Source organism: Saccharothrix stipae (genome assembly GCF_054781895.1).
Map to the genome: position 1 here is coordinate 340,987 of NZ_BAAGTN010000007.1, position 24,529 is coordinate 365,515.

The 24,529-nt window shown below is 72.1% G+C and carries 20 protein-coding genes and 1 pseudogene; 14 read left to right on the top strand and 7 right to left on the bottom strand.

Annotated elements, in window-relative coordinates; all coding sequences use genetic code 11:
• Positions 1 to 82: 82 nt before the first annotated feature.
• The 12 genes and pseudogenes from ACYVLT_RS14315 to ACYVLT_RS14370 form a co-directional block, all read left to right on the top strand.
• Positions 83 to 883 (top strand): annotated as a pseudogene (locus ACYVLT_RS14315) (S1 family peptidase); the annotation flags it as partial.
• Positions 884 to 970: 87 nt separating this feature from the next.
• A complete protein-coding gene (locus ACYVLT_RS14320; protein WP_461121120.1) occupies positions 971 to 1,249 on the top strand; it encodes a proprotein convertase P-domain-containing protein in 279 nt (92 codons plus the stop codon).
• Between the two features lie 326 nt (positions 1,250 to 1,575).
• Complete coding sequence (locus ACYVLT_RS14325) at positions 1,576 to 4,938, top strand: fibronectin type III domain-containing protein (protein ID WP_461120658.1); 3,363 nt, start codon at positions 1,576 to 1,578, stop codon at positions 4,936 to 4,938.
• Positions 4,939 to 5,085: 147 nt separating this feature from the next.
• Positions 5,086 to 6,384 (top strand): FAD-dependent oxidoreductase, encoded by a 1,299-nt coding sequence (locus tag ACYVLT_RS14330; RefSeq protein ID WP_461120659.1) that lies wholly within the window; start codon positions 5,086 to 5,088, stop codon positions 6,382 to 6,384.
• Between the two features lie 36 nt (positions 6,385 to 6,420).
• A complete protein-coding gene (locus tag ACYVLT_RS14335) occupies positions 6,421 to 7,950 on the top strand; it encodes a sensor histidine kinase (protein ID WP_461120660.1) in 1,530 nt (509 codons plus the stop codon).
• Complete coding sequence (locus ACYVLT_RS14340) at positions 7,938 to 8,579, top strand: response regulator transcription factor (protein ID WP_360451059.1); 642 nt, start codon at positions 7,938 to 7,940, stop codon at positions 8,577 to 8,579. Before ACYVLT_RS14335 ends, ACYVLT_RS14340 begins: the two co-directional genes overlap by 13 nt.
• 132 nt (positions 8,580 to 8,711) lie before the next feature.
• The gene (locus ACYVLT_RS14345; RefSeq protein ID WP_461120661.1) at positions 8,712 to 9,785 is read left to right on the top strand and encodes a hypothetical protein; all 1,074 of its coding nucleotides are present in this window, start codon (positions 8,712 to 8,714) and stop codon (positions 9,783 to 9,785) included.
• Positions 9,782 to 10,621: a hypothetical protein gene (locus ACYVLT_RS14350; RefSeq protein WP_461120662.1), complete on the top strand. Its 840-nt coding sequence runs from the start codon at positions 9,782 to 9,784 to the stop codon at positions 10,619 to 10,621. The genes ACYVLT_RS14345 and ACYVLT_RS14350 overlap by 4 nt, the downstream gene beginning before the upstream one ends.
• Positions 10,618 to 10,947 (top strand): cupredoxin domain-containing protein, encoded by a 330-nt coding sequence (locus ACYVLT_RS14355; protein WP_461120663.1) that lies wholly within the window; start codon positions 10,618 to 10,620, stop codon positions 10,945 to 10,947. The genes ACYVLT_RS14350 and ACYVLT_RS14355 overlap by 4 nt, the downstream gene beginning before the upstream one ends.
• Positions 10,944 to 12,044, top strand: coding sequence for a hypothetical protein (locus tag ACYVLT_RS14360; RefSeq protein WP_461120664.1), 1,101 nt, complete (start codon positions 10,944 to 10,946; stop codon positions 12,042 to 12,044). The genes ACYVLT_RS14355 and ACYVLT_RS14360 overlap by 4 nt, the downstream gene beginning before the upstream one ends.
• A gap of 267 nt (positions 12,045 to 12,311) precedes the next feature.
• A complete protein-coding gene (locus tag ACYVLT_RS14365; protein WP_461120665.1) occupies positions 12,312 to 13,070 on the top strand; it encodes a bestrophin-like domain in 759 nt (252 codons plus the stop codon).
• On the top strand, positions 13,067 to 14,248 hold the full coding sequence (locus tag ACYVLT_RS14370; protein WP_461120666.1) for a hypothetical protein: 1,182 nt from the start codon (positions 13,067 to 13,069) through the stop codon (positions 14,246 to 14,248). The genes ACYVLT_RS14365 and ACYVLT_RS14370 overlap by 4 nt, the downstream gene beginning before the upstream one ends.
• Positions 14,249 to 14,259: 11 nt before the next feature.
• On the opposite strand, the gene urtE is transcribed toward ACYVLT_RS14370, so the two are convergent.
• The 5 genes from urtE to urtA are packed head-to-tail and all read right to left on the bottom strand — an operon-like array spanning position 14,260 to position 18,864.
• Positions 14,260 to 14,955 carry an urea ABC transporter ATP-binding subunit UrtE gene (gene urtE, locus ACYVLT_RS14375; protein WP_461120667.1) on the bottom strand — a complete coding sequence of 232 codons (696 nt, stop codon included), beginning with the start codon at positions 14,953 to 14,955 and terminating at the stop codon, positions 14,260 to 14,262.
• Positions 14,955 to 15,704, bottom strand: a complete 750-nt coding sequence (gene urtD, locus ACYVLT_RS14380) for an urea ABC transporter ATP-binding protein UrtD (RefSeq protein WP_461120668.1) — start codon at positions 15,702 to 15,704, stop codon at positions 14,955 to 14,957. The genes urtE and urtD overlap by 1 nt, the downstream gene beginning before the upstream one ends.
• Complete coding sequence (urtC, locus tag ACYVLT_RS14385) at positions 15,701 to 16,747, bottom strand: urea ABC transporter permease subunit UrtC (RefSeq protein WP_461120669.1); 1,047 nt, start codon at positions 16,745 to 16,747, stop codon at positions 15,701 to 15,703. The genes urtD and urtC overlap by 4 nt, the downstream gene beginning before the upstream one ends.
• Positions 16,744 to 17,634, bottom strand: a complete 891-nt coding sequence (gene urtB, locus ACYVLT_RS14390; RefSeq protein ID WP_461120670.1) for an urea ABC transporter permease subunit UrtB — start codon at positions 17,632 to 17,634, stop codon at positions 16,744 to 16,746. Before urtB ends, urtC begins: the two co-directional genes overlap by 4 nt.
• A gap of 12 nt (positions 17,635 to 17,646) precedes the next feature.
• Positions 17,647 to 18,864, bottom strand: coding sequence for an urea ABC transporter substrate-binding protein (gene urtA, locus ACYVLT_RS14395; protein ID WP_461120671.1), 1,218 nt, complete (start codon positions 18,862 to 18,864; stop codon positions 17,647 to 17,649).
• A gap of 261 nt (positions 18,865 to 19,125) precedes the next feature.
• Here urtA and ACYVLT_RS14400 point away from each other — a divergent pair, with 261 nt between their 5' ends.
• Positions 19,126 to 20,265 carry a DUF418 domain-containing protein gene (locus ACYVLT_RS14400; RefSeq protein ID WP_461120672.1) on the top strand — a complete coding sequence of 380 codons (1,140 nt, stop codon included), beginning with the start codon at positions 19,126 to 19,128 and terminating at the stop codon, positions 20,263 to 20,265.
• 60 nt (positions 20,266 to 20,325) lie between these two features.
• On the opposite strand, the gene ACYVLT_RS14405 is transcribed toward ACYVLT_RS14400, so the two are convergent.
• Entirely contained in the window at positions 20,326 to 22,566 is a 2,241-nt protein-coding gene (locus ACYVLT_RS14405) for an RCC1 domain-containing protein (RefSeq protein ID WP_461120673.1), read from the bottom strand.
• A gap of 183 nt (positions 22,567 to 22,749) precedes the next feature.
• Here ACYVLT_RS14405 and ACYVLT_RS14410 point away from each other — a divergent pair, with 183 nt between their 5' ends.
• Complete coding sequence (locus tag ACYVLT_RS14410; protein ID WP_461120674.1) at positions 22,750 to 23,616, top strand: maleylpyruvate isomerase family mycothiol-dependent enzyme; 867 nt, start codon at positions 22,750 to 22,752, stop codon at positions 23,614 to 23,616.
• A 43-nt stretch (positions 23,617 to 23,659) separates the two neighbouring features.
• On the opposite strand, the gene ACYVLT_RS14415 is transcribed toward ACYVLT_RS14410, so the two are convergent.
• Positions 23,660 to 24,442 carry a helix-turn-helix domain-containing protein gene (locus ACYVLT_RS14415; protein WP_461120675.1) on the bottom strand — a complete coding sequence of 261 codons (783 nt, stop codon included), beginning with the start codon at positions 24,440 to 24,442 and terminating at the stop codon, positions 23,660 to 23,662.
• Between the last annotated feature and the right edge of the window lie 87 nt (positions 24,443 to 24,529).

The window sequence follows — 24,529 nt, forward strand, 5'->3', positions numbered from 1 at the left end:
GGCCGGCTGGATAGCTCCCTGCGATCTCGACGTCCGGCCACCCTGCGAGCACGACCCCGGCCGGGCGCGGGAAGGATCAACCGTGCGCAACACCGCGAGAAGGACGCTTGCCCTGGCCGCGGGCATCGTCGCCACCCTGGCCGCGTTCGCGGGCCAGGCGATCGCCGCACCACCGCCACCGGACGCGGGCAACCCGACGCCGATGGTCGTCGGCGGCACCCAGGCCGCCAAGGGCGAGTTCCCCTGGATGGTCCGCCTGTCCATGGGCTGCGGCGGCTCGATGCTGACCGACCAGCTGGTGCTGACGGCGGCGCACTGCGTCAGCCGCACCGGCAACAACACCTCCATCACCGCCACCTACGGCGTGGTGGACCTGCAGGACACCTCACGCACCACCCGCACGTCCACCTACGTGCACCGCTCGCCCACCTACCCCACCTCCACCGGCGGTGACTGGGCGATCATCAAGCTGGCGAGCCCGATCACCGGCGCCGCCCTGCTGCCCATCGCCACCACCGCGGCCTACAACACCGGTGTGTTCACCGTGGCCGGTTGGGGCGCCACGAGGGAGGGCGGCGCGGGGTCGCGCTACCTGCTCAAGGCGAACGTCGACTACATCGACGACACCACGTGCAAGAACTCCGACCCCTACTACGCGGACCTGATCCCGGCCGCCGAGCTGTGCGCGGGCAAGCTCGCGGGCGGCGTCGACACCTGCCAGGGCGACTCCGGCGGCCCCATGTTCCGGCGTGACGACAACGGCGCGTGGATCCAGGTCGGCATCGTCAGCCACGGCAACGGGTGCGCCCGCCCGGAGAACCCCGGTGTCTACACGGAGGTCAGCACGTTCGCGGCGGCCATCAAGCAGGCGGCGGCCGACCTCGGCGGCACGCCGCAGCCGCCCGGCAAGGTGTTCGAGAACCTCGGCGACGTCACCATCCCGGACGCGGGCGCGGCGGTCTTCAGCAACGTGACCGTCACCGGCGTCGCGGGCAACGCGCCGTCCACCCTGAAGGTCGGCGTGGACATCAAGCACAGCTGGAGCGGCGACCTGGTGATCGACCTGGTCGCGCCGGACGGCTCCACCTACCGGTTGAAGGGCTCCAGCAACTCCAGCACGCCCAACGTGGTCACCACCTACACGGTGAACGCGTCCTCCGAGGTCGCCAACGGCACGTGGCGGCTCAAGGTGCAGGACGTCTACAGCCAGGACACCGGCTACGTGGACGCCTGGAGGCTCACCTTCTGACCCGCACCTCCGCACCACCCCGACGACCGCGCGCCGAGCACTCGGCGCGCGGTTTGTCATAGAGGTGCCAAAAGTCATTCGGGAAAGGCGCTCACAGGTGCTAACCCCTATTTTCTCCGAGCATCGTCCGGTGTCTCGTCTGTGCAGGTGGCGGCCCCTGTAATTGTCCGAAGATGACAATTTTCCGGACTTCTCCCCAATGGGCATTCGGCGGTCTTGCGCAAGTGTTGCGGCGTGGTTAATTTGCCCTTTGCAGCGCGTCTGCGAACCATTCCACCCCTGCCCCCTATTTGCTGGCGTGCGCTCGGCGTCAGGGAGGACGTTCCGTGAGACACACAAGACCAGCCCGCGGGCTGACCAGGCTCGGCGCGGTGTCGACCGCGATCATGGTCGTCGCGGGCCTCGCGATCGGCGTGGGCACCAGTTCGGCCGCGCAGGGCGACCTGACCCAGACCTACAGCTGCCCGTTCCCCCTGATCGGCGACCAGACCGTCTCGGTCGACATCAAGACCACCCAGCCCGGCTCGGTCGCGGCGGGCGCGTTCACCCCGAAGCTCGACATCACCGCCGTGTCCAACGCGGGCCCGACCGCCACCCAGGGCCTGCGCCTGGTCGGCGCCGAGACCATCCGCGGCACCGCCCGCGCCACCTCGAAGGTCACCGCTCCGGGCGACCAGGGCACGCTCACCGTGCAGGTCGCCAGCACCGTGCCCGACCAGCCGATCCCGGCCGTCGGCAACGACCTCGTGCTCAACGCCGTCGGTTCCGCGCCCGGCCTGCGCTTCGACCAGCCCGGCACGGCCACCGTCGAGGTGACCGACCTGGTGCTGGAGATGACCCCGCTGCGGGCCGACGGCAGCCCGACCGACCTCGGCACGTTCGTCGCCGACTGCACGCCGACGCCGAACCAGGACACCGTGCTGCAGACCTACGACGTCACCGGCACGGCGGTCACGCCCGAGACGCCGGCCGGCACGGGCGGCACGCCGCCGCTGCGCCAGGTCTACACCTGCCCGTTCCCGTTGATCGGCAACCAGAACGTCACCGTCGACATCAACGCGAACCTGCCGACCGAGGTCGGTGTCGGCGCCTTCACGCCGCAGATCGACATCACCGCCGTGTCCAACGCCGGACCCACCGCGACCCAGGGCCTGCGCCTGGTCGGCGCCGAGACCATCCAGGGCACGGCGGTCGCGACGTCGCTGGTGCGGTCGCCGGGCGGCCACCAGGCCGTGGCCGTGCCGACGAACGTGCCGAACCAGCCGATCCCGGTGAGCGGCGACCTGGTCATCAACGCCGCCGGCGTCGCCCCCGCGCTGCGGTTCGACCAGCCGGGCACGGCGACGCTGTCCGTGCACGACCTCGTGCTCACCATGACCCCGAAGAAGGCCGACGGCAGCGACACCGGGCTCGGCACGTTCGTCGCGGACTGCACGCCGGTCGACGCCGCCCACCGCACCGTGCTGCACACGTTCACCGTGGTCCCGGCGCCGGACACCGAGGCGCCCGCGGTGCCGACCGGCCTGACCGCCGGCGAGACCACGCAGACCAGCGTGCCGCTGTCGTGGACCGCCGCGACCGACAACGTCGGTGTGACGGGTTATGACGTGTTCAACGGCAGCACGTTGGCGGCCAGTGTGGAGGGCACGAGTGCCACCGTGGACGGGCTGGCGGCCGACACGGAGTACACGTTCACGGTGGTCGCCAAGGACGCGGCGGGCAACCGCTCGTCGGCCGGCGCTCCGGTGACCGCGCGCACGAAGGCCGCCCCGGACACCCAGGCCCCGACCGCGCCCGGCAACCTGGCCTCGACCGGTGCGACGCCGACCAGCGTCGCCCTGGCGTGGGCGGCGGCGAGCGACAACGTCGGCGTGACCGGCTACCAGGTGTTCAACGGCACCACACCGGTCTCCACCACGACCGGCACCACGGCCACGATCGACGGCCTGAGCCCGAACACCGAGTACACGTTCACGGTCCGGGCGCAGGACGCCGCGGGCAACGTGTCCGAGGCGAGCAACGCGGTCACCGTGCGCACGCCCGCGGCGCCGGACACCGAGGGTCCGACCGCGCCCGCCAACCCGCGCTCCACCGGCGCGTCCGCGTCGAGCATCGGCCTGGCCTGGGACGCCGCGACCGACAACGTCGGCGTGACGGGTTATGACGTGTACAACGGCAACACGCTGGCGGCCAGTGTGGAGGGCACGAGTGCCACCGTGGACGGGCTGGCGGCAGACACGGAGTACACGTTCACGGTGGTGGCCAAGGACGCGGCGGGCAACCGCTCCGCGGCCAGTGCCGCGATCACCGCCCGCACCGAGACCGCGCCCGACACCGAGGCGCCGACCGCGCCGACCGGCCTCACGGCCACCGGCGTCACGCAGTCCAGCGTCACCCTGAGCTGGGCCGCGTCCACCGACAACGTCGGCGTGACGGGCTACGAGGTGTTCAACGGCGGCACGGCGGCCGCGACCGTCGAGGGCACGACGGCCACGGTCGACGGCTTGGCCGCCGGCACCGAGTACACGTTCACCGTGGTGGCCGAGGACGCGGCGGGCAACCGCTCACCGGCGGGCGCCGCCGTCACCGTCCGCACCGACGACGCGCCGGACACCCAGGCGCCCACCGCGCCGAGCGCCCTGCGGTCCACCGCGCAGACCCGGAACAGCGTCGCGCTGGCCTGGGACGCGTCGACCGACAACGTCGGCGTGACCGGCTACGAGGTGTTCGAGGGCACCACCTCGGTCTCCACCACGACCGGCACCACGGCCACGGTCAGCGGCTTGACGCCGGACACCGAGTACACCTTCACGGTCGTCGCGAAGGACGCTGCGGGCAACACCTCCGACGTGAGCGCCGCGCTGAAGGTGCGCACCCAGCCGCTGCCCGACACCGAGGCGCCCGCCGCGCCCGGCAACCTCAGGTCGACCGCGCAGACCGAGAACAGCGTCGCGCTGGCGTGGGACGCGTCGACCGACAACGTCGGCGTGACGGGTTACGAGGTGTTCAACGGCGCCGCGTCGGCCGGTACCACCGCCGGCACCACGGCGACGGTCAGCGGCTTGACGCCGGACACCGAGTACACCTTCACGGTCGTCGCCAAGGACGCCGCGGGCAACACGTCGGCGGCGAGCACCGAGGTGAAGGTCCGGACGAAGGCGGGACAGGGCCCGCCGGTCGTCGAGCACGGCTACGGCCTGTCCGGCAGCACCAGGATCAAGGCCGCCAACGGCACGGTCCCCCTCACCGGTGGCATCGCCGCCGTGCTCGACCTGTCCACCGGGGCGTTCCAGGCCGACCTCACACTCGACCCGACCGTCGGCCGGTTCAAGGCCTTCGGCTTCGTGCCGGTCCAGGCGAAGATCCGGTTCGTGCAGGCGGCCAAGACCACCGGCGCGCTGGCGGGCGGGGTGCTCAAGTCCACGTCGAGCGTGACGGTGAAGCTGCCGCACGTCACCGTGCTCGGCATCCCGGTCAGCACCAGCCCGGACTGCCGGACGAAGACGCCGGCGTCGATACCGCTGGAGTCCAAGCCCGGCTTCGACCCGCTCCGCGGCGGCACGCTGACCGGCACCTACACCCTGCCCGCGCTGACCGGCTGCGGTCCGCTCAACGGCTTGATCAGCGGGATGACCGCGGGGCCGGGCAACACCATCGAGGTGAAGCTGTCGCCGCGCCCGCGGCGCTGACACCCGGCACCTGACACCTGGCACCCGGACGAGTGGCCCCGCACCGGAAACCCGGCGGGGCCGCTCGGCCGCCGCACCCGGACGCGGACCGACAGGTTCGCACAGCGGAAGATGCACGGGGTCGGCGAACTGCGCCACAGTCGCCGAATGACGCATGCGGTGGTGATGGGCGCGAGCATGGGCGGGCTACTGGCGGCACGGGCGCTGGTCGGCTCCTACGATCGGATCACGGTGGTCGACCGGGATCCCTTACCGGCCGACGTCGGGCACCGCCGCGGTGTCCCGCAGGCCAAGCACTTCCACACCATCCTGTTGCGCGGCAAACAGGTGCTCGACGAGATGTTCCCCGGCCTGACCGACGAGCTGGTCGCGGAGGGCGCGGTACCGGTCGGCTTCAACGTCGACGCGCGGTTCGTGCTCGCGGGCCACCCCATGGTGCGCGCGGACACCGGCGCGTCGGACATCCAGACGACCCGGCCGATGCTGGAGGGCGCGGTCCGCGCGCGGATCGCCGACTACCCCGGCGTGAAGATCGTGCCCGAGTGCGACGTGGTCGGCCCGGTGTTCGAGGGCGGCCGGGTGACCGGCGTCAAGGTCACCCGCAACGGCGCGGACGAGGTGCTGGACGCCGACCTCGTGATCGACGCGATGGGCCGGTCCGGCCGGGCGCGGTCGTGGTTGGCGTCGTTGGGCTTGCCGACGCCCGCCGAGGACCGGATCGACGTCAACATGGTGTACGCGAGCCGGTTGGTGCGCCCGCCCACGCCGTTCAAGGACAAGCTGGTGCTCGTCGGCCCGGTGCCCGGCCGGCCGACCGGGTTCGCGTTCGCCGCGCAGGAGCACGGCCAGTGGATGGTCACCCAGGTGGGCATGGCGGGCGACCACCCGCCGACCGACGAGGCGGGTTTCCTGGCGTTCCTCAAGCGGTCCGCGCCGCCGGACGTGCTGGACGCCGTCATCGCCTCCGAACCGCTCACCGAGATCCGCACGCACCGGTTCCCGGCCAGCCTGCGCCGCCGGTACGAACGGCTCCGGCAGTTCCCTCCCGGCCTGCTGGTCTTCGGCGACGCGATGTGCAGCTTCAACCCGATCTACGGCCAGGGCATGACCGTCGCGGCGATGGAGTCCGAGGCGCTGCGCAAGTGCCTGGCCGACGGCGAGACGGACCTGGCGCGGCGGTTCTTCCGGGCCGCGGGCAAGATCATCGACCCGGTGTGGCAGCTCAACGCGCTCGGCGACCTGGCGCTGCCGGAGATCCCCGGTCACCGGTCGCTGTCCACCAAGGCGTTGAACAGGTACGTCGCCCGGATGCAGCGCGTCGCCACGCACGACCCGGTGGCGGCGACCGCGTTCATCCGCACCATCGGCCTGCTCCAGCCGCCGACGTCGATCCTGCGCCCCGACGTGCTGGCCCGGGTCGTGGCCGGCGGGATGCGCCGCGACTGAACCGAGGAGCCCGCGCGAACGGCTACTTTGGGCACCATGCTGCTGCCGTCCGCGATCCTCGCGGTGAGCGCGGTCTTCGTGATCGCGGGTGTGATCAGCCGCCGGGTGCAGCCGCACAACCGGATCGGGCTGCTGTTCGTCGGGGTCGGCGTGGGCTGGCTGCTGGAGTACGTCGTCGACCAGGGGCCCTTCGCGCTGATGCTGGTCTCCAGCCTGTGGCCGTCGGTGCTCGGGCACGCGCTGGTGGCGTTCCCGACGGGCAGGCTGCGCACGGTGCCCAGGCGGCTGGTCGTGACCGCCGGGTACCTCGAGTCCCTCGTGCTGAGCGTGGCGTTCGAGTTCGAGCGCGAACCGTGGGCCGCCGCGGTCATCGGGTCCGAGACGGCGATGACGGCCGTGGTCGGGGGCTCCATGCTGGGCCTGCAACTGCACCGGTGGAGGTGCAGCAGCATGGCGCAGCGGCGCACCCTGACCGCGATGCTGGGCGCGACCGCGGTGGCGATCACCGCGTTCGCCGTGTGGGAGCCGGTGGAACGCGCGGGCCTCGACCCGCCGGTCGTGGTGCTGATGCTGGCGATGAGCGGGATCCCGTTCGCCTACCTCGCCGGGTTGCTGCGCCGCCGGATGGACCGCGGCGAGGTGGCCGACCTGGTGGTGCGGCTCAGCGGCGACAGCAGGCACGCCGGGGTGCAGGAGGCGCTGGCCGCCACGCTGCACGACCCGAGCCTGCGGGTGGCGTACTGGGTGGCCGAGCAGCAGCGGTACGTGGACGCGGACGGCCGGCCGGTCGCGCTGGACTCCGCGCACACCAGGGTGGACCGAGGCGGCGCGCCGGTCGCCGTGCTGCTGCACGACCCGGTGCTCGACCTGGAACTGGTGGACGCCGCGTGCGCCGCGGTCGGCCTGGCGCTGGAGAACGAACGGCTCACCGCCGAGCTGCGGGCCAAGGTGCGGCAGCTGGCCGAGTCGCGCGCGAATGTCCTGCGCGCCGCCGAGGACGAACGCCGCCGGTTGGAGCGCGACCTGCACGACGGCGTCCAGCAACGGCTGCTGTCGGTGGCGATGACGTTGGGCCTGGCGGAAACCGTGCCGCCGCAACGCGGGCGGGTGCTCGCCGCCGAGGCCAAGCAGGCGGTGCTGGCGACGATCGACGACGTGCGCGCGGTGTGCCACGGCATCCACCCGCCGGTGCTGACCGAGCGCGGCCTGCACGGCGCGGTGCGCGAGCTGACCGCGTTGGCCGAGCCGCGGGTCGACCTGACGCTGGACCTGCCCGACACCGTGCCGCCGCTGGTGGAGACGACCGCGTACTACGTGGTCGCCGAGGCGCTGGCGAACGTCGCCAAGCACGCCGAGGCGTCCCGGACCAAGGTCGTGCTCAGCGGTCGGGCCGGGCAGCTGGTCGTGGAGGTCGAAGACGACGGGTGCGGGGGAGCGGACCCAGAGCGGGGCACGGGGTTGCGCGGGCTGTGCGAACGGGTGGAAGCGAACGGGGGGACGATGCGGGTGCTCAGCGCGCCCTCGACGGGCACGAGCGTGCGGGTGGTGCTGCCGTGCGGGTCGTGATCGCCGAGGACTCGACGTTGCTGCGCGAAGGGCTGGCCAGGCTGCTCGCCGAGGCGGGCTTCGACGTGGTCGCGGCGGTGGAGGACGCGCCGACGTTGCTGGCGTCGGTCGACGAGCACCGGCCGGACGTGGCCATCGTGGACATCCGGATGCCGCCGACGCACACCGACGAGGGGCTGCGGGCGGCGGTGGTGCTGCGCAGGCAGTACCCGGCGACCGGGGTGCTGGTGCTGTCGCAGTACGTCCGGGTGAGCTACGCGGCGGAGCTGCTGGACGCGGGCGCGGACGGCGTCGGCTACCTGCTCAAGGACCGGGTGTCGGACCTGGCCGAGTTCACCGCCGCGATCCGGCGCGTGGGTGCGGGGGGCTCGGCGTTCGACCCGGACGTGGTGAGCCGGTTGCTGGTGCGGCGGCGCGACGAGAGCGACGACCGGTTGACGGAGCGGGAACGGGCGGTGCTCGCGCTGATGGCGGAGGGCCGCACCAACCAGGCGATCGCACAGCGGCTGTTCATCGCAGAGCGGACCGTGGAGAAGCACTGCACCAGCATCTTCACCAAGCTGGACCTGTCCGCGAGCCCGCACGACCACCGCCGCGTGCTCGCGGTGCTGCGGTACCTGAACGCGTGACCCGCGGGGCCACCGCCGTGCTGCGTCACCTGAGCCGGTAGCCCGCCGGTGCCCGGGTGGTGCGGTTAACCGCACCACCCGGTGGTGCTGGCACGGTTCCGGCGCGCCCCGGCGCGCGGGCAGGCTCGCACCATGACACTGGGGCGCGACTTGGAAGTTGACCACCTGACGGGCAGCCCGGCGCCGGCGCGCGGGCGGCCCCGGTCCGGCTTCCGCACGGACCTGATCACGGTGCTGCTCGGCACCTGGTTCTCGATCGGCCTGTTCCTGGACGCGTGGGCGCACTCCAACGTGCCCGAGCTGGAGTCCTTCTTCACGCCGTGGCACGCGGTGTTCTACTCGGGCTTCGCCGCGACCGGCGCGTGGATCCTGTGGGTGCTGTGGCGCAACTACCAGCAGGGCCTGCGCGGGCTGGACGCGGTGCCGGTCGGCTACGGCCCGGCGGTGCTCGCGCTGCCCGCGTTCGCGGCCGCGGGCGTCGGCGACTACCTGTGGCACACGTTCATCGGCATCGAGCAGGGCATCGACATCCTGTTCAGCCCCACCCACCTCGTGCTGATCGCGTCCATGATCGTGATCCTCACGACGCCGCTGCGCACGCTGTGGAGCGACCGGGACGTGGTGAGCCCGTCGTTCAAGCAGTTCCTGCCCGCCGGGCTCGCGCTGGCGTTCGCCACCTCGCTGGTGCTGCTGTTCGCCGGCTACGCCGACGCCACCGTGTTCCGCAGCGATCAGGTGATCAGGGCGTTCAGCTTCGACAAGGCCGAGGGCGGCTCGGGCCGGGCGGTGGAGCTCGCCGCCTCGATCATGTTCACCAACCTGATCATGGTTGTGCCGCTGCTGCTGGTCGTGCGCCGGTTCCGGCTGCCGTTCGGCGTCGCGACCCTGCTGGCCTTCGTGGTGATGCTGCTCAGCACGGCCGTCGCGAACTACACCAACATGAGCATCGCCGTCGGGTTCGTCGTGGCCGGCGTCGTCATCGACGTGCTGCTGCTCAAGCTGCGCCCGTCCGAGGAGCGGGTCAAGGAGTACCGGATCTTCGCCCTGGCGGCGTCCTTCGTCACGTGGGCGGTGTACTTCGCGGCGGCGATCATCGACAGCGGCACGACGCCGAGCGTCACCGAGATGTGGACCGGCGCGCCGATCATGGCCGCGCTGCACGGTCTGCTGATGGCGGTGGTGCTCGTGCCGACCGCCCGCCGGTGAGGGTGTCGCCGCCCGCCCTCGTGCTGCTGGTCGCCACCCTGCTGGTCGCCCCGGCCACCCCGGCCCGGGCGCACGCCGGCGGCCTCACGCCGCAGGACCACCTGAGCCGGGTCACCGCGATCGACCCGCCGCTGCCCGGCGTGACGGCGGCGATGGTCAACCACGGCACCCAGCTGGAGATCCGCAACGGGAGCGCGGTCGCCGTCACGATCGCCGCCGGGGGAACCGGTGGGGGCACCGGTGATCCGGCCGAGGTCGCCGACCACGTGGTCGGACCGGGCGAGACCTACCGCTTCCGCGACGAGCGCACCACCGCGCCCCAGTGGGAGATCCCGCTCGGCACGTCGGTGGTCAGGGGGCGGGTGGACGTCACCCCCGGCCCGAACCCCCTGTGGTGGCTGCTGATCACGCTCGCGCTCGCCGTCGGCGGCTACTTCCTGGGCCGCCGCCGGGCGCTGCTCGCGGCCGGCGTGGTCGTGGTGACGGCCGGGCACGTCTGGCACGCGGTCGGTTCGACGCTCGCCGTGACCGGCCAGTCGTTCGTGCCCCTGCTGCTCGGGGCCAGCGGCGTCGGACTGGTGGCGTGGCCGCTTGCCGCGGTCGCGGTGGTGGCGGCGGTGCGGCGGAAGCCGGCGACCGCGTTCGTGGCGGCCGTCGTCGGCGCGATGCTGGTGGTGGCGGGGATACCGGACTTCGACAGCTTCCGGTTCTCCCGGCTGCCGTTCGCCGGTCCGGCCGACGTGGACCGGCTGCTCGTGGCACTCACCCTCGGCGGGGGACTCGGCCTCGCCGCGGGCGGATTCGACTACTTGAGAAGGACTGGTTCGACCACATGAGGACCATCTGCGCCGTGGCGTTCGCCCTGCTCGTGCTCGCGGGCTGCGCGCCGGCGGCCGAGCCCGCGCCACCCTCCGGACCGCTGCGGCTGGAGCTGTCGGTGGACCAGGCGTCACCGCAGCGGGTGGAGGCGGCCCGCGGGCAGGCCGTCGAGCTGACCGTCACCAGCGAGGAGCCGGTGGACGTGCACGTGCACGGGTTCGACGTGCTGGCGAAGGCGGAGCGGGGGAAGCCGGCCGTGCTGGCGTTCACCGCGGACCGGACGGGCACGTTCGACGTGGAGGCGCACCCGGACACGTTGTTGGTGCAGCTGGTGGTGCGGTGACGGTCCTGGCGCACGGCGTCGGCGCGCGGCACGACCTGCCGCTGCCGCTGGACCTGGTGCTCCAGGGCGCGGCGGTCGCGCTGCTGGCGTCGTTCCTGGCCCTGGGTCTGCTGTGGACGACACCGCGGTTCGACACCGCCAAGCCTGATGCCGCCGAACCCGACCGGGACTGGTGGCCGGTGCGGCTGCTGGTCGCGGTCGGCCTGCTGTTCGTACCCGCGCAGGCGTGGCCGCACCTGGTGTTCGTGCTCGGCTGGGTCGGCGTGGCGGTGCTGTCGATGCTGTTCGGCCCGGTGTGGCGGGTGGTCAACCCGCTGCGCCTGGCCACCCGCGTCACGCTCGGCCGCGCGTACCCCGGGTGGCTGGGCCACTGGCCCGCCGCGCTGGGCCTGCTCGCGTTCACCTGGGTCGAGCTGGTCGAGCCGGGCGCCCTGCCGTGGTTCCTGGTGGTGTACGCGGTGGCGAACCTCGCCGGCGGCGTGGTGTTCGGACCGACGTGGTTCGAGCGGGCCGACGGGTTCGAGGTGTTCTCGACGCTGCTGGGCCGGCTGTCGCCACTGCGCGGCAACCCGTTCCGCGCGCTCGTGGCCACGCCCGTGCGGCCGGGTCTGGTCGCGGTGGTGGCGGTGCTGCTCGGCTCGACCGCGTTCGACAGCATCGGCTCCACCCCGACCTGGGCACGCCTGTCGGTGCCCGACTCGGTCGGGCTGGTGGCGGCCGTGGCCGTGGTCGCGGGCAGCTACCTGCTCGCGTGCCGGTCGTTGAGCGGGCGGCTCGCCCACTCGATGGTCCCCATCATCGCCGGGTACGTCGTGGCGCACTACTTCTCGCTGCTCGCGGTGGAGGGCCAACGGGGCGTCGCCCTGCTGTTCGGCGTCACCGGCTTCACCCCGGACGACACCCTCGCCGCACCGGCCCTGGTCGCGTCGGTGCAGGTCGGCGCGGTGCTCGCCGGACACCTGCTGGCCGTGGTGGCCGCGCACGACCGCACCTTGCGGCTGCTGCCGCCCCGCGAGCACCTGACCGGTCAGGTGCCGCTGCTGGTGCTCATGGTCGGTTACACCGCCGGTGGGCTGGCACTGCTGTTCGCCGGGTGAACGCGGTGCCGGCGTGTTCGCGACCGTCTGTCGTGGCACGAACAACCCAATTGGGCTAACCGATTACCTCCATGAGGTGGGTCTCTCCGCATTCCAGCGGTCTTGGCATCGTGATCATGGTGCGGTGCGGCGTGCTCGTCACCTGACAGCCTGGCATTTCCCGGCACACGGATGAACGTTCTTCTCACCGGATCGGGTCTATCACTAGTTTTCGTAGCGTGAAATCGCCAGATCTGTGGAATTCATCCGAGTGACGAAAGGGCGTTGATGAGCATTTATCTCACAGGTCTGCTGTGGGTCGCCGGCGCGGCCGTCGTGGCCGCCGTCCTGGCTTACTTGATCCGCAAGTACGGCGAGCTGGAGGGCCGCTCGGCGAACAACGAGGCCGCGGGGCAGGTGTTCACGATCGTGGGCGGCTTGCACGCGGTCCTGGTGGCGTTCGTGCTCATCGCCCTGTTCGACGCCGTCAACCAGGCCAGTGATGCCTCGTACCGGGAGGCGGACGGGCTGGTCGCCGCCACGTGGGCGAGCGACGCGCTGTCCAAGGAAACCGGCGAGGAGGTCCGTGAGATGTCGCGGGTCTACGCCGAGACCGTCATCGACGACGAGTGGCCCGGGATGATGGAGGGCACCGACTTCGAGTCGACCGGCTGGTCGCAGCTCGACCGGCTGCGCCAGGTCGTGGCCGAGGCGCCCGCCACCGACGAGTGGCAGGTCGAGCGCAAGACCGAGGCCGCGAACCAGCTGTGGCTGGTCTACGAGGCCAGGCAGGAACGGCTGAACGCGGCGGGCGGCGGGGTCAGCTCGGTCGTCTGGTTCGTGCTGGTGGCGGGCAGCGTGCTGGCCGTCTGCCTGCCGCTGCTGTTCGGCGGCCCGCGCATTCGCACCCACGTGCTCATCGTGGCCACCCTCGCCGCCACCATCACGCTGCTGCTGTACGCGACCTACCAGCTGCAGAACCCGTTCGGCGGTGGGGCCGGGGTGAGTCCAGCGGCCTTCGAGGCCGCCGTGGAGCGGTTCGGATGATTGAAGCTCTCGCGCAGGTCGTGTGCACCGTCATCCAGGTCGAGGCGGGGGCGCATGGGCCCTCGACCGCCTTCCAGGTGCGGTTCCCGTCCGGCGAGGCGACCCCGCTCAACCCGCTCGACGTGCGGCTGAACGCCATCGGCTTCTCCGCCAGGCAGAACCTCGTCTACGGCCTGGACCCGCAGGGCAGGCTCGTCGCGCTCGACCGGTCGGGCCGGGTGGTCGGCAAGCCGACGCCGCCCTCGCACCTGCTGGGGCACGCGACGGCGGGCGCGGTGGTGGGCGAGCGGCTGGTGGTGCGTGCCGGGCCGTGGCTGCACTCGGTCGACATCGACCCGAAGAGCCCCACGTTCGGGCACGTCGTGCACAAGGCCTGGCTGTGGCCCTCGGAAGGGGTGACCGTCGACGACTTCGACGTCAACCCGGCCGACGGCCTGCTCTACGGCGTCGCCACCCACCACGGCCGCGGCGTGGTGGTGAGCATCGACCCGCGCACCGGCAAGACGACCACCGTGCCCGGCGTCGCTCGGCTGCCCGGCGGCAGCGGGTACGGCGCGGTGACGCTGGCACCCGACGGCGCGCTCTACACGACCAACAACCGGCACGGCGGCCGCAGCACGTTGTGGCGGGTGGCGCTGGACGGCACGGGCGTGGTCACCGAGATCTCGTCACGGCCGGCGCTGCACACCATCGACTCGACCGGCTGCCTGTCCGCGATCCCGACGCCGACCACGACTACCAAGCCCACCACGACCACGAAACCCACGACGACCACCAAACCCACCACCACCACCACGAAACCCACGACCACCACCACGACCACCACGACGACACCCAGCCCGACGCCGACGACCACCCCGCCGACCACGACCACCCCGCCACCGACGACGACCACCACCACGAACCCGCCACCGACGACCACCATCGCGCGGACGACCACCACACCGCGGGCCGTGCCCCTCGTTCCCCTGCCCAACCCACCGCCGCCACCGCAGCACACGCCACCTCCGCCACCTCCGCCGCCGCCGGTCGACGTGGACATCCCCGATCGTCGGGCGGAGACCTTGGCGCCGGCCAACAACAACGTGCGCGACCAGCGTCGCTGGGGCCTGGTGGCGATGATCCTGATCCTGGGCGCGGGTGCGCTCGCCCGCCAGGCCGCGAGCAGGCGGCGGTAGGACCGGGCGGCTCACACCGCCAGCATCCGCCGCACCTCCTCGTCCTGGAGTTCGTCGGTGGAGCCCGCGTGCACGACCTCGCCCGCGTCCATCACCACGAAGCTGTCGGCCAGCCGCACCGCGAAGTCCAGGTACTGCTCGACCAGCAGCACGGTCAGCCCGGCCTCCCGGTGCAGCCGCTCGATCGCGGCCTCGATCTCGTCGATCACCGACGGCTGGACGCCCTCGGTCGGCTCGTCCAGCAACAGCAGCCGCGGCCGGGTGATCAACGCCCGCGCGATGGCCAACTGCTGGCGCTGCCCACCGGAGAGGAACCCGGCGGGCCGCTTGAGGAGCTGCCGCAACGCCGGGAACACGTCCAGCGCCCCGTCCACCGCCGTCGGGTCGCGGTGCCCGGTGGCCTCCAGCGTGACCTGGAGGTTCTCCCACGCGGTCAGCTGCGGGAACGACACGTGCCCCTGCGGCACGTACCCGATGCCCGCCCGCACCCGCTGGTGCGTCGGCATCCGCGTGATGTCGTGGCCGTCGAACGTGATCCGGCCGGCGGTGGGCGTGAGCGTGCCCATGAGGGTCTTGAGCAACGTCGTCTTGCCGACGCCGTTGCGCCCCATCACGCACACCAGCGACCCGGCGGGCACCTCCAGCCCCACGCCGAACAGCACCCGCGCCCGCCCGTAGGCGGCGTCCACCCCGGACACCGACAGCATCACGTCACCGCCTTCCCCTTGGCCCGCCCCAGGTACACCTCGCGCACCCGCGGGTCCTCCTGCACCTCGGCCACCGAGCCCTCGCGCAGCACGTGCCCCTGGTGCATCACGGTCACCTTGCGCGCGTACTTGCGCAGGAACTCCATGTCGTGCTCGACCACGACCACCGTGTGGGTCGACGCGATCCGGTGCAGCAGCTCGCCGGTCCGCTCGCGCTCGGCGCGGCTCATCCCCGCCACCGGCTCGTCCAGCAGCAACAGCTTCGGCCGCTGCACCAGCAGCATCCCGATCTCCAGCCACTGCCGCTGGCCGTGCGAGAGCACCCCGGCCGGCTTGTCCGCCAACGCGGTCAGCTCCGCCGCCTCCAACGCCGAGGCCACCGCGTCGGACACACCGCGCCGACGCCGCAACAAGGACCGCAGCGGCAGCCGGAAGCCCTCCGCGAGGTCCAGGTTCTCCACCACGGTCAGCTCCTCGAACACGGTGGCGGTCTGGAACGTGCGGCCGACACCCATCCGCACGATGTGGTGCTCCCGCCTGCCCACCAGCTCCCGACCGCCGAACGTGACGCTGCCCGCCGCGGGTCTGGTCAGCCCGGTCACCACGTCGATCAGCGTCGTCTTGCCGGCGCCGTTCGGCCCGATCAGGAACCGCAGCTCGCCCTCCTCGACGGTGAAGTCCAGTCCGTCGATCGCGGCGAAGCCGTCGAACACCACGCGCAGCCCGCGCACCTCCAGCAACGCCCTCACGCCGTCACCTCCGCGGGTCGCCGACGGGCGGGCAGCCGGTGCCGCGCGGACTCGACCACGCCCGCCAGGCCCTTCGGCGCGAACACCAGCACCAGCACGAACAGCCCGCCCTGCAGGTACAGCCAGCCCTCGGCGAAGTCCTCGCTGAACAGGGTCTTGGCGTAGTTGACCGCGATCGCGCCCGCGATGGCTCCGGCGAGCACGAACCGCCCGCCGACCGCGACGCCGACCAGCAGCTCCAGCGACGGCACGATGCCGAGCAGCGCGGGGGAGATGATGCCGACGACGGGCACGAACAGGGCACCGGCCAGACCCGCCATCACCGCCGAGACGGTGAACGTGATCGTCTTGACCACGGCCGGGTCGTAGCCGAGGAACCGCACCCGGTCCTCGCCGTCGCGCACCGCCACCAGCAACCGGCCGAACCGGCTGCGCACCAGCAGCTTCGCCACCAGGAACGTCACGCCGAGCACGACGGCCGCGATCGCGTACACGGCGCGCTGCCCGTTCGGGTCGGTCAGGTCCAACCCGAAGAACTGGCTGAAGTTGGTCATGCCGTTGGTGCCACCGGTGAGCCCCTGCTGACCCACCAGCAGGATCACGAACGCCGCCGCCAACGCCTGGGACAGGATGGCGAAGTACGCGCCGCGCACCCGTTGCCGGAACACCAGCAACCCCAGCAGGAACGCGACCAGGCCGGGCACCAGCACCACCGCCGCCAGCGCGAACACCGGGTTGCCGAACGGTTTCCACAGCGCGGGCAGCTGCTCGACCCCGCTCCACACCATGAAGTCGGGCAGCCCGGCCGACCCGGCCTCCTGCAACTTCAGGTACATGGCCATCGCGTAGCCGCCGAGGCCGAAGAACACGCCCTGCCCCAGCGTCAGCATCCCGCCCTGGCCCCAGGCCAACGCGATGCCGACCGCGACGATCGCGAAGCACAGGTACTTCGCCAGCAGCCCGAGGCGGAACGGCGAGAGCGCGAACGGCGCCACCGCCAGCAGCACGACGCACGCCACGAGGGAGATGCGACCCCACGTCATACCAGCGCCCTCCCCTTCAGCACGAACATGCCCTGCGGCCGGACCTGGAGGAACGCGATGATCGCCAGGAACACCAGCACCTTGGCCAGGCTCGCGTCGGTCCAGAACTCCAGGTAGCCGTTGAGGAACCCGAGCGCGACCGCCGCCAGCACCGCGCCGCGCAACTGGCCGAGCCCGCCCGCGACCACGACCAGGAACGCGTCCACGATGTAGAAGGTGCCCAGGCTCGGGCCGACCGGGCCGACGAGCGTCAGCGCGACGCCCGCCACCCCGGCCAGCCCCGAGCCGAGCAGGAACGTGAACCGGTCCACGCGCCCGGTGGCGATGCCGCTGTAGGCGGCCAACTCCCGGTTCTGCACCACCGCCCGCATCCGCCGGCCGGCGGGCAGCCTGGTCAGGTAGAGCCACACCCCGACCACGCACAGCACGGCGAGCACGATGATGAACACCCGGTTGTACGGCAGCCGGACACCGAGCACGTCCACGCCGCCGACCAGCCACGACGGCGCGGTCACCTGCACGTTGGGCGCGCCGAAGACGTCACGTGCGAGCTGTTGCAGCACCAGGCTCACGCCCCAGGTCAACAACAGCGTGTCCAACGGCCGCCCGTAGAACCGGCGGATCAGCGACCACTCCAGCAGCAGCCCCATCAACCCGGCCACGACGAACGCGACCGGGAGCGCGATGAGGAACGACTGGCCGGCGTCACCCAGGAACGACGAGCTCTGCAAGAGGTACGCGGTGTAGGCGCCCGCCATGATGAACTCGCCGTGCGCCATGTTGATCACGCCCATCTGGCCGAACGTGAACGTCAGGCCGAGCGCGATGAGCAACAGCACCGCGGCGATGCTCAGCCCGATGGGCAGCTGGTTGGCCAATGCCCCCATGGGATCGACCCCCTAACCCAGGCCGCCGGCCCAGTCGTAGGACTTGAGGTACGGGTCGGGCTTGATCGGGCCGGGGGAGGACCACACCTCCTTGATCTGGCCGTCCGCCTGGACCAGGCCGATCCGGGCGGTCTTGGCCACGTGCTGGTTCTCGCCGTCGATGGTGGTCGTGCCCTCGGGCGCCTCGATCGAGATGCCGCCCGCGGCCTTCTTCACGGCCTCCACCTCGGTCGTGCCCGCCTTCTTCACCGCCTCCGCCCACAGGTGGACCGCGTTGTAACCGGCCTCCATCGGGTCGGACGTCACCTTGTCCGCGCCGTACTTCGCCTTGAACGCCTTGACGAACGCGTCGTTCGCGGGCGTGGTGGTGGTCTGGTAGTAGTTCCACGCCACGAGGTGGCCGGCCACGTTCTCCGGGCCGATGCCCTTCACCTCTTCCTCGGCGACGCTCACCGACACCACCGGCGTGGTCTGCGGCGTGATGCCGGAACCGCGCAACTGCTTGAAGAACGCCACGTTGCTGTCGCCGTTGAGGGTGTTGAACACCGCGTCGGGCTTGGCGTCGGCGATCTTGTTGACCAGCGTGCTGTACTCCGTGTGGCCGAGCGGCGTGTACTCCTCGCCCAGGATCTCGATGCCCTTGGCGGCGGCGTACGCCTTGATGATCTTGTTGGCGGTGCGCGGGAACACGTAGTCGCTGCCCACCAGGAACATCTTCTTCTTGCCCTGCCCGGCCAGGTAGTCCAGCGCGGGCACGATCTGCTGGTTGGTCGTCGCGCCGGTGTAGAAGATGTAGGGCGAGCTCTCCAGGCCCTCGTACTGCACCGGGTACCACAGCAGCGCCTTGTTGCGCTCGAACACCGGCAGCATCGCCTTGCGGCTGGCCGAGGTCCAGCCGCCGAACACCGTCGCCACCTTGTCCTGCGAGATCAGCTTCTGCGCCTTCTCGGCGAACGTGGGCCAGTCCGACGCGCCGTCCTCGGTGACCGGGACGACCTTCTTGCCCAGCAGGCCACCCTTGGCGTTGATCTCCTCGACGGCCAGCAGCTCGGCGTCGCGCACGGTCACCTCGCTGATGGCCATGGTGCCGCTCAACGAGTGCAGGATGCCGACCTTGATCTCGTCACCGGAGGCGCCCGCGCCGCCACCGGGTTCGTCGACGCAAGCCGTCACGAGCAGAACGGGCAGCAGGAGGGCGAGCAGACCGCGACTGAAGGTTCCGGGACGCACCGGCGGCTCCTTTCGAGCAGGTGGAACCGAGAAGCTATGAACCGCGTGTTGCGTGCCGGGCGCGCGAGGTTACGTTCGTGTGGCCAGGTGCGCACGGTATGCACTTGTGACCTTCCGTACTCACGATCCGCTGCCATCGCGTCATCCGTTCGGCCGAGCCGGTCGTCCGAAGGTGCGACACGACCGCGGACCTTCGGCCGACGATCGACCACCGCCCCTCGCCCTAGCTTCGCCTCACGGGAGTTGTTCGGGAGGAGCGACATGGGTGGACGCATCGCGGCGTTGGACGTGCTGCGCGGGGTGGCGATCCTCGGCACGCTGGGGGCCAACGTCTGGATCTTCACGCACCCCGAGGGGGTGATGGGCTTCCTGACCGAGTTCGGCGGGGGTGCGGGCGACACCGCGACCACGCTGCTGCAGATGATCAGCAACGGGAAGTTCCTCGGCCTGCTGTCGATCATGTTCGGCATCGGCCTGGCGATCCAGCACCGCTCGGCGCAACGGCGGGGGCGGCGGTGGCCGGGCTGGTACCTGTGGCGCTCGGCGCTGCTGCTCTTCGAGGGCCTGGCGCACTACGTGCTCATCTTCGAGTTCGACGTGCTGATGTTCTACGCCGTGGTGTCCGTGCTGGTCGCCTACCTGGTCGGGCGCGGCTCGCGGGTCCAGACCGGCTGGATGGTCGCGGCGGGCGTGGTGAACCTGGCCGTCGTCGGCCTGATCACGGCGGCGCTGCTGGCCGAGGGCACGACGGTCGGCGACGCGGGGGTCGTCCTCGCCGCGGACAGCTGGTGGGGCGGTGTGCGGGACCGCGTCGAGTACTTCGGGATGTTCCGCGCCGAGGGGTTCCTGGTGCTGCCGCTGAGCACCCTGCTGTTCCTGGGTGGCGCGCGCCTGTTCCAGGCCGGCGCGCTGGAGGACTCCGCGCGGGGCGCGCTGATCCAACGGCGGCTGATGGTGTGGGGCCTGGGTGTCGGCGTGCCGCTGAACGTCGCGGCCACGTTCGCCGGGCCCGAGTGGTTCGCCGTCGAGCGGTACGCGTGCGCGCCGATGGTCGCGTTCGGGTTGCTCGGCGGGATCACCGCGCTGGTCAACCGGATGCGCGCCGAGCCGGGGCGGCTGCGCCGGGGCGTCACGGCGGTCGGCCGGTCCGCGCTGAGCTGCTACATCGCGCAGAACGTGATCGCGTCCGTGCTCTGCTACCGGTGGGGTCTCGGGCTGACCGAGCGCTGGGGGCACCTCGGTGCGTGGTTCACCTTCGGCATGTGGCTGGTGATCTCGGCCCTGCTGCTGGTCGGCGCGTCGTGGTGGATGCGGCGGTTCCCGCGCGGACCGGTGGAAACGGTGTGGAACCTCGCCTACCAGGCGCCGCAACGGCGACGCGCGGTGCAGCCGACGGGCTGAAGGCCGGCGGGTTGAGGCCTGGCGGGTGGGCACCGGTGGATCCCGGTGCCCACCCGGCCGTCACGGGGTGTCCACCAGTGCCTGCCCGCCGTCGCCCAACCCGGTGACGTTGGTGAGGCTCGGGTGCTGCACCGGCCGCAACGCCGGCTTGCCGCTGGACGGGATGCCGAGGTCGGCCGACTGGTTCCAGCCCCACATCCAGAGCCGGCCGGAGGAGTCCAGCACCTGTCCGCCGTGGTAGTGGCTGACGACGTCGACCGCGCCGCCGATGCCCTCGACGCGGGCCGGCACGTTCCTGGTGCACTCGTGGCAGTCGGTGCCGTCGCCGAGACCGGCCCACGCGCTCGTGCCCCACGACCAGACCGTGCCGTCGTCGCGCACGGCGTAGCCGTTCTGGTTGTCGCCGTCGACCGCGACGACCCCGGTCAACCCGGAGACGCGCACCGGTACCCGCGACAGGCCTCCGGTCGTGCCGTTGCCGAGGGTGCCGTTGTGGTTGGCGCCCCACGCCCAGACGCTGCCGTCGGCGGTGACGGCGAACGCGTTGGACGAGCCGGCGGCGATCTCGACGACCCCGGTGAGGCCGCCGACCCGGACCGGCACGTTCGACTCCGGGGCGGTGGACCCGTTGCCGAGCTCGCCGTGCTCGTTCCAGCCCCAGGCCCACACCGTGCCGTCGGCGCGCAACGCGTACCCGGTGCCCCAACTGCCCGCGATCGCGGTGACGCCCGTCAGCCCGGATACCTGCTGCGGCCGCATCGCCGGTGGCCACACCCCGCCGGTGCCGAGCGCGCCGTAGGCGTCGCCGCCCCAGGACCAGACCGTCCCGTCGGCCCGCAGCGCGTAGTGGGTGTTCGAGAAGCCCGCCCCGTCGGTGTTGGCGACCGCGACGACCCCGGTGAGGCCGGGCACCCGCACCGGGAACGGGACGTGCGCGGTGGCGTTCCAGTCGTCACCGGTGTTGTGGCCGGCGTTGAAGCCCCAGACCCACGCCGAGCCGTCGGCCAGCGCCGCGGTCCGCGACGCCACCGACACCACGCCGGACAACGCGTACAACGGCGTCGGCAGGGTGTCGCCCGTCCTCGTCCCGATGCCGAGGTAACCGCCGTTGCCGCCCCACACGTACGCGCAGTCGTGGGTGCACGGCGCGGGCGGCATGGCGAAGTACCCGGCCAGGTCGATGGCGACGTGGGCGTCGCCCGCGTTGTTGTAGGCGTAGAAGCGCCCGCTGTCGACCTCGCCACCGATCTCGACCACGGCGAGGTTCGCCGCCGTCTGGCCGCGCGTCAGGTTCAGGTTGGACGTCCACGGGCCGTGGATGTTGGTGTACTGCCAGGCGGTGATGTGGGTGTCGGCGGTCGGTGCGATCCCGGTGATGTTGACGACCGCGCCGATGGCCTCGTTCGGCACCGCCGCGCCGGGGACGACGCTCCGGTGCTGCGCCTGCCCGATGGGCGTGCGGTTCTGGTCGTAGTTGCCGGTGCCGTCGCGGGTGTCGAAGATCCGCTGCGGCGCCAACGGGGTGAACAGCGCGCCGAACTCCGGTGTGTAGAAGCCCTGGATGTCGACCAGCAGCTCGACAACACCGGCGTTGTTGTACAGGTTCACCAACCGCCCGGCGCCCAGCGCGACGGTCGTCAGGTTGGGATTGGTGCCACCGGTGGGCACGTTCACCGTCGAGGCGTTGGGCCGGGCGCCGCCGGCGGGCCACGCGGTGACGAACGTGTTCGCCGTCGCGGTCGCGGCGGTCACGTTGAGCGCGACGGCGGTGGCCGACTGCGGCACGGCCCACGAGAGGTCCAGCGTCGTGGTGCTCCCGGCGCCGGCACGCACGCTCAGCACGCGATTCGGTTGCACCGGCAGGAACCTCGACCCGGTGCCGGTCGAGTAGTACCCGGCCAGGTCGACGACGACATGGGTGCTGCCCGCGTTGTTGTAGAGGTCGAGCACGCGGTCCGCCCCGACGATCACGGTCACCAGGTTCGCCCGCGTCTCACCCGCCCGCAGGTTCAGGTTGGACACCACGGGCCGGGTCTGCCCGTGCGGTGAGGCCGTGACGTAGGTGTCCGCGGTCGGCTCGGTCCCGGTCAGGTTGACCACGACCGCGGTGGCCGAGGCCGGCACCCGGCCGGCCAGGTCGACGGTCGTGGTGCCCCCGGCACCGATCGGCCCCCGGCCCGAACGGGTGTCCAGGACCCGCGTCGGCGACAGCGCCGTGTAGGTGGACCCGGCGGCCGCGGCTGGTGGCTCGGCCACCGCGGCGGGCCCGGCCGGCACGACCACGGCCAGGGCAGCCGCCATCAAGGCAGCGGTGAGAAACCGCATGAATTCCCCCCGTACTCCGGATCCCCCGACCCGAATTCGAGGCTAACAGCCCACCGCCGGGCGACCGCGGCTCCGCAGGCATCGCAGCCGAAGAGAACCGAGGGCGGGCCGGCGCTGCTATCGTCCGTTGGTCGCCACACGAACGACTGGGGGGTTGCCGTGGGGGATGTGTCCGAGCAGTGGTCGGTGGTCCGGGCCGTGCTGCCGACCGTGACCGGGCGGTTCGCCGAGCTCGTCGTCGCCTCGGACCCGGATGCGCGCGCCACACCCGACTGGACCGTGACCGACACCGCCGCGCACGTCGTTATGATCGCCTCGATCTACACCACGCTCCTGGCGCCCGACGGCGGCGAGGTCGCCGACCCGGCCCTGGCCGAGTTCATCCCCACGGTCACCGTGGACACCGTCGCCGACCTGAACGCCTTGGCGCTGAACCGGTTCACCGAGCGCGACCCGGCGAAGCTCGCGGCCATGCTGCGGTCCATGGTGGCCACCATCCTGGACCTGACCGCGCAGGCCGACCCCGAGCGGACCGTGCCGTGGTTGGGCGCGTCGAAGGTGCCCATCGGCGGTGTGCTCGCCCACCTCGTCAACGAACTGCTCATCCACGGCTGGGACATCGCCCGTGCCGTCGGCACGCCGTGGGCGATCCCGTCGCGTGAAGCGGCGCCGTTCTTCGACCTGTTCATCATCGGCCTGCTGCGCAACGACGTCGGCAGCCTGCTCGACGGCGCGCCACCCCGCGACCGCCGCATCGCGGTCGCCTTCAGCTCCCGCTACACGACGCCGGTGACGGTCGTCCTGCACCGGGGCCGGGTGACGGTCGAGGAGCCGGGCGGGCCGGTCGACGTGCGCCTGGGCTTCGACCCGGCGGTGCTGCACCTCGTGCTGTTCGGCCGGGTCAGCCGGACCCGGGCGGCGTTGACCGGGAAGCTGCGCGTCACCGGGAAGCGGCCGTGGCTGCTGCCCACGTTCCTGCGCGCGGTCCGGATGCCGACGAACTCCCTGCCGCTGTCCGCGAACTAGCCTGCCGACCGGACCCGGGCCGAGCGGACCCGGGCCGAGCGGCTCAGCCGGACAGCAGCCGGCGCAGCGCGGTGGGCGTGTGGCCCAGGTGCTCGCGGACGGTGCGGGTCATGTGGGCCTGGTCGGCGAAACCCAGGTCCACCGCCAGACCCGCCAGGTCGACCTCGCCCGCCTCCAGCCGTTCGACCGCCCGCCCCACCCGCACCCGGTTGCGGAACCTCGTCAGCGACACGCCGACCTCGCGGCTGAACGCCCGGCTCAGCCGGTACGGCGACACGCCGAGCGCCTCCGCGAGCGGCACCAGCCCGGCCGACTCGGGCGCGTCCGCCAGCACCGCCTCGCGCGCCGCGGCCACCACCGCGCGGTCCGCCGCACCGGGCAGCGGGCGGTCCGAGACGCGGCCCACCGCCGCACCCACCAGCCGGACCAGGTCCTCGGCGACGCCGAACGCCACGTCACGGCCGGCCACGAGCCTGCGGTGCGCCAGCTCCACCGCCGCGTCGACGTAGAACGCCGTCCGCGCCGGCCGGTCCTCACCCGCCACGGACCGCCACAGCTCCGGCCGCACCCACACCGCCGTGCACACGTCACCGCCGGCCGGGTGCGCGAACCGCACCGGCTCGTCCGGCGCGTGCAGGTACGCCGTGCCCGGCTCGGCGTCGAACACCCCGTCCCGCGCCCGCCGGCGGAACCGGCCGCGCCGCACCAGCACGACCAGGTGCCCGGACCCGAGCTCGGCCTCCGACCACCGGGCGTGCGCACCCGTGCAGGTCACCGCGTCGACCGCGAAATCGGCCGACGCCACGAGCCGGGTCTGGGTGAGCACGCCCCGGAACCTATGCCGGGGGTCCGACAAAAAAGTTCAATACCGGCGCCCGGCCGGCCGGAGAAGCTGTCCGCACCGAACCCGGAA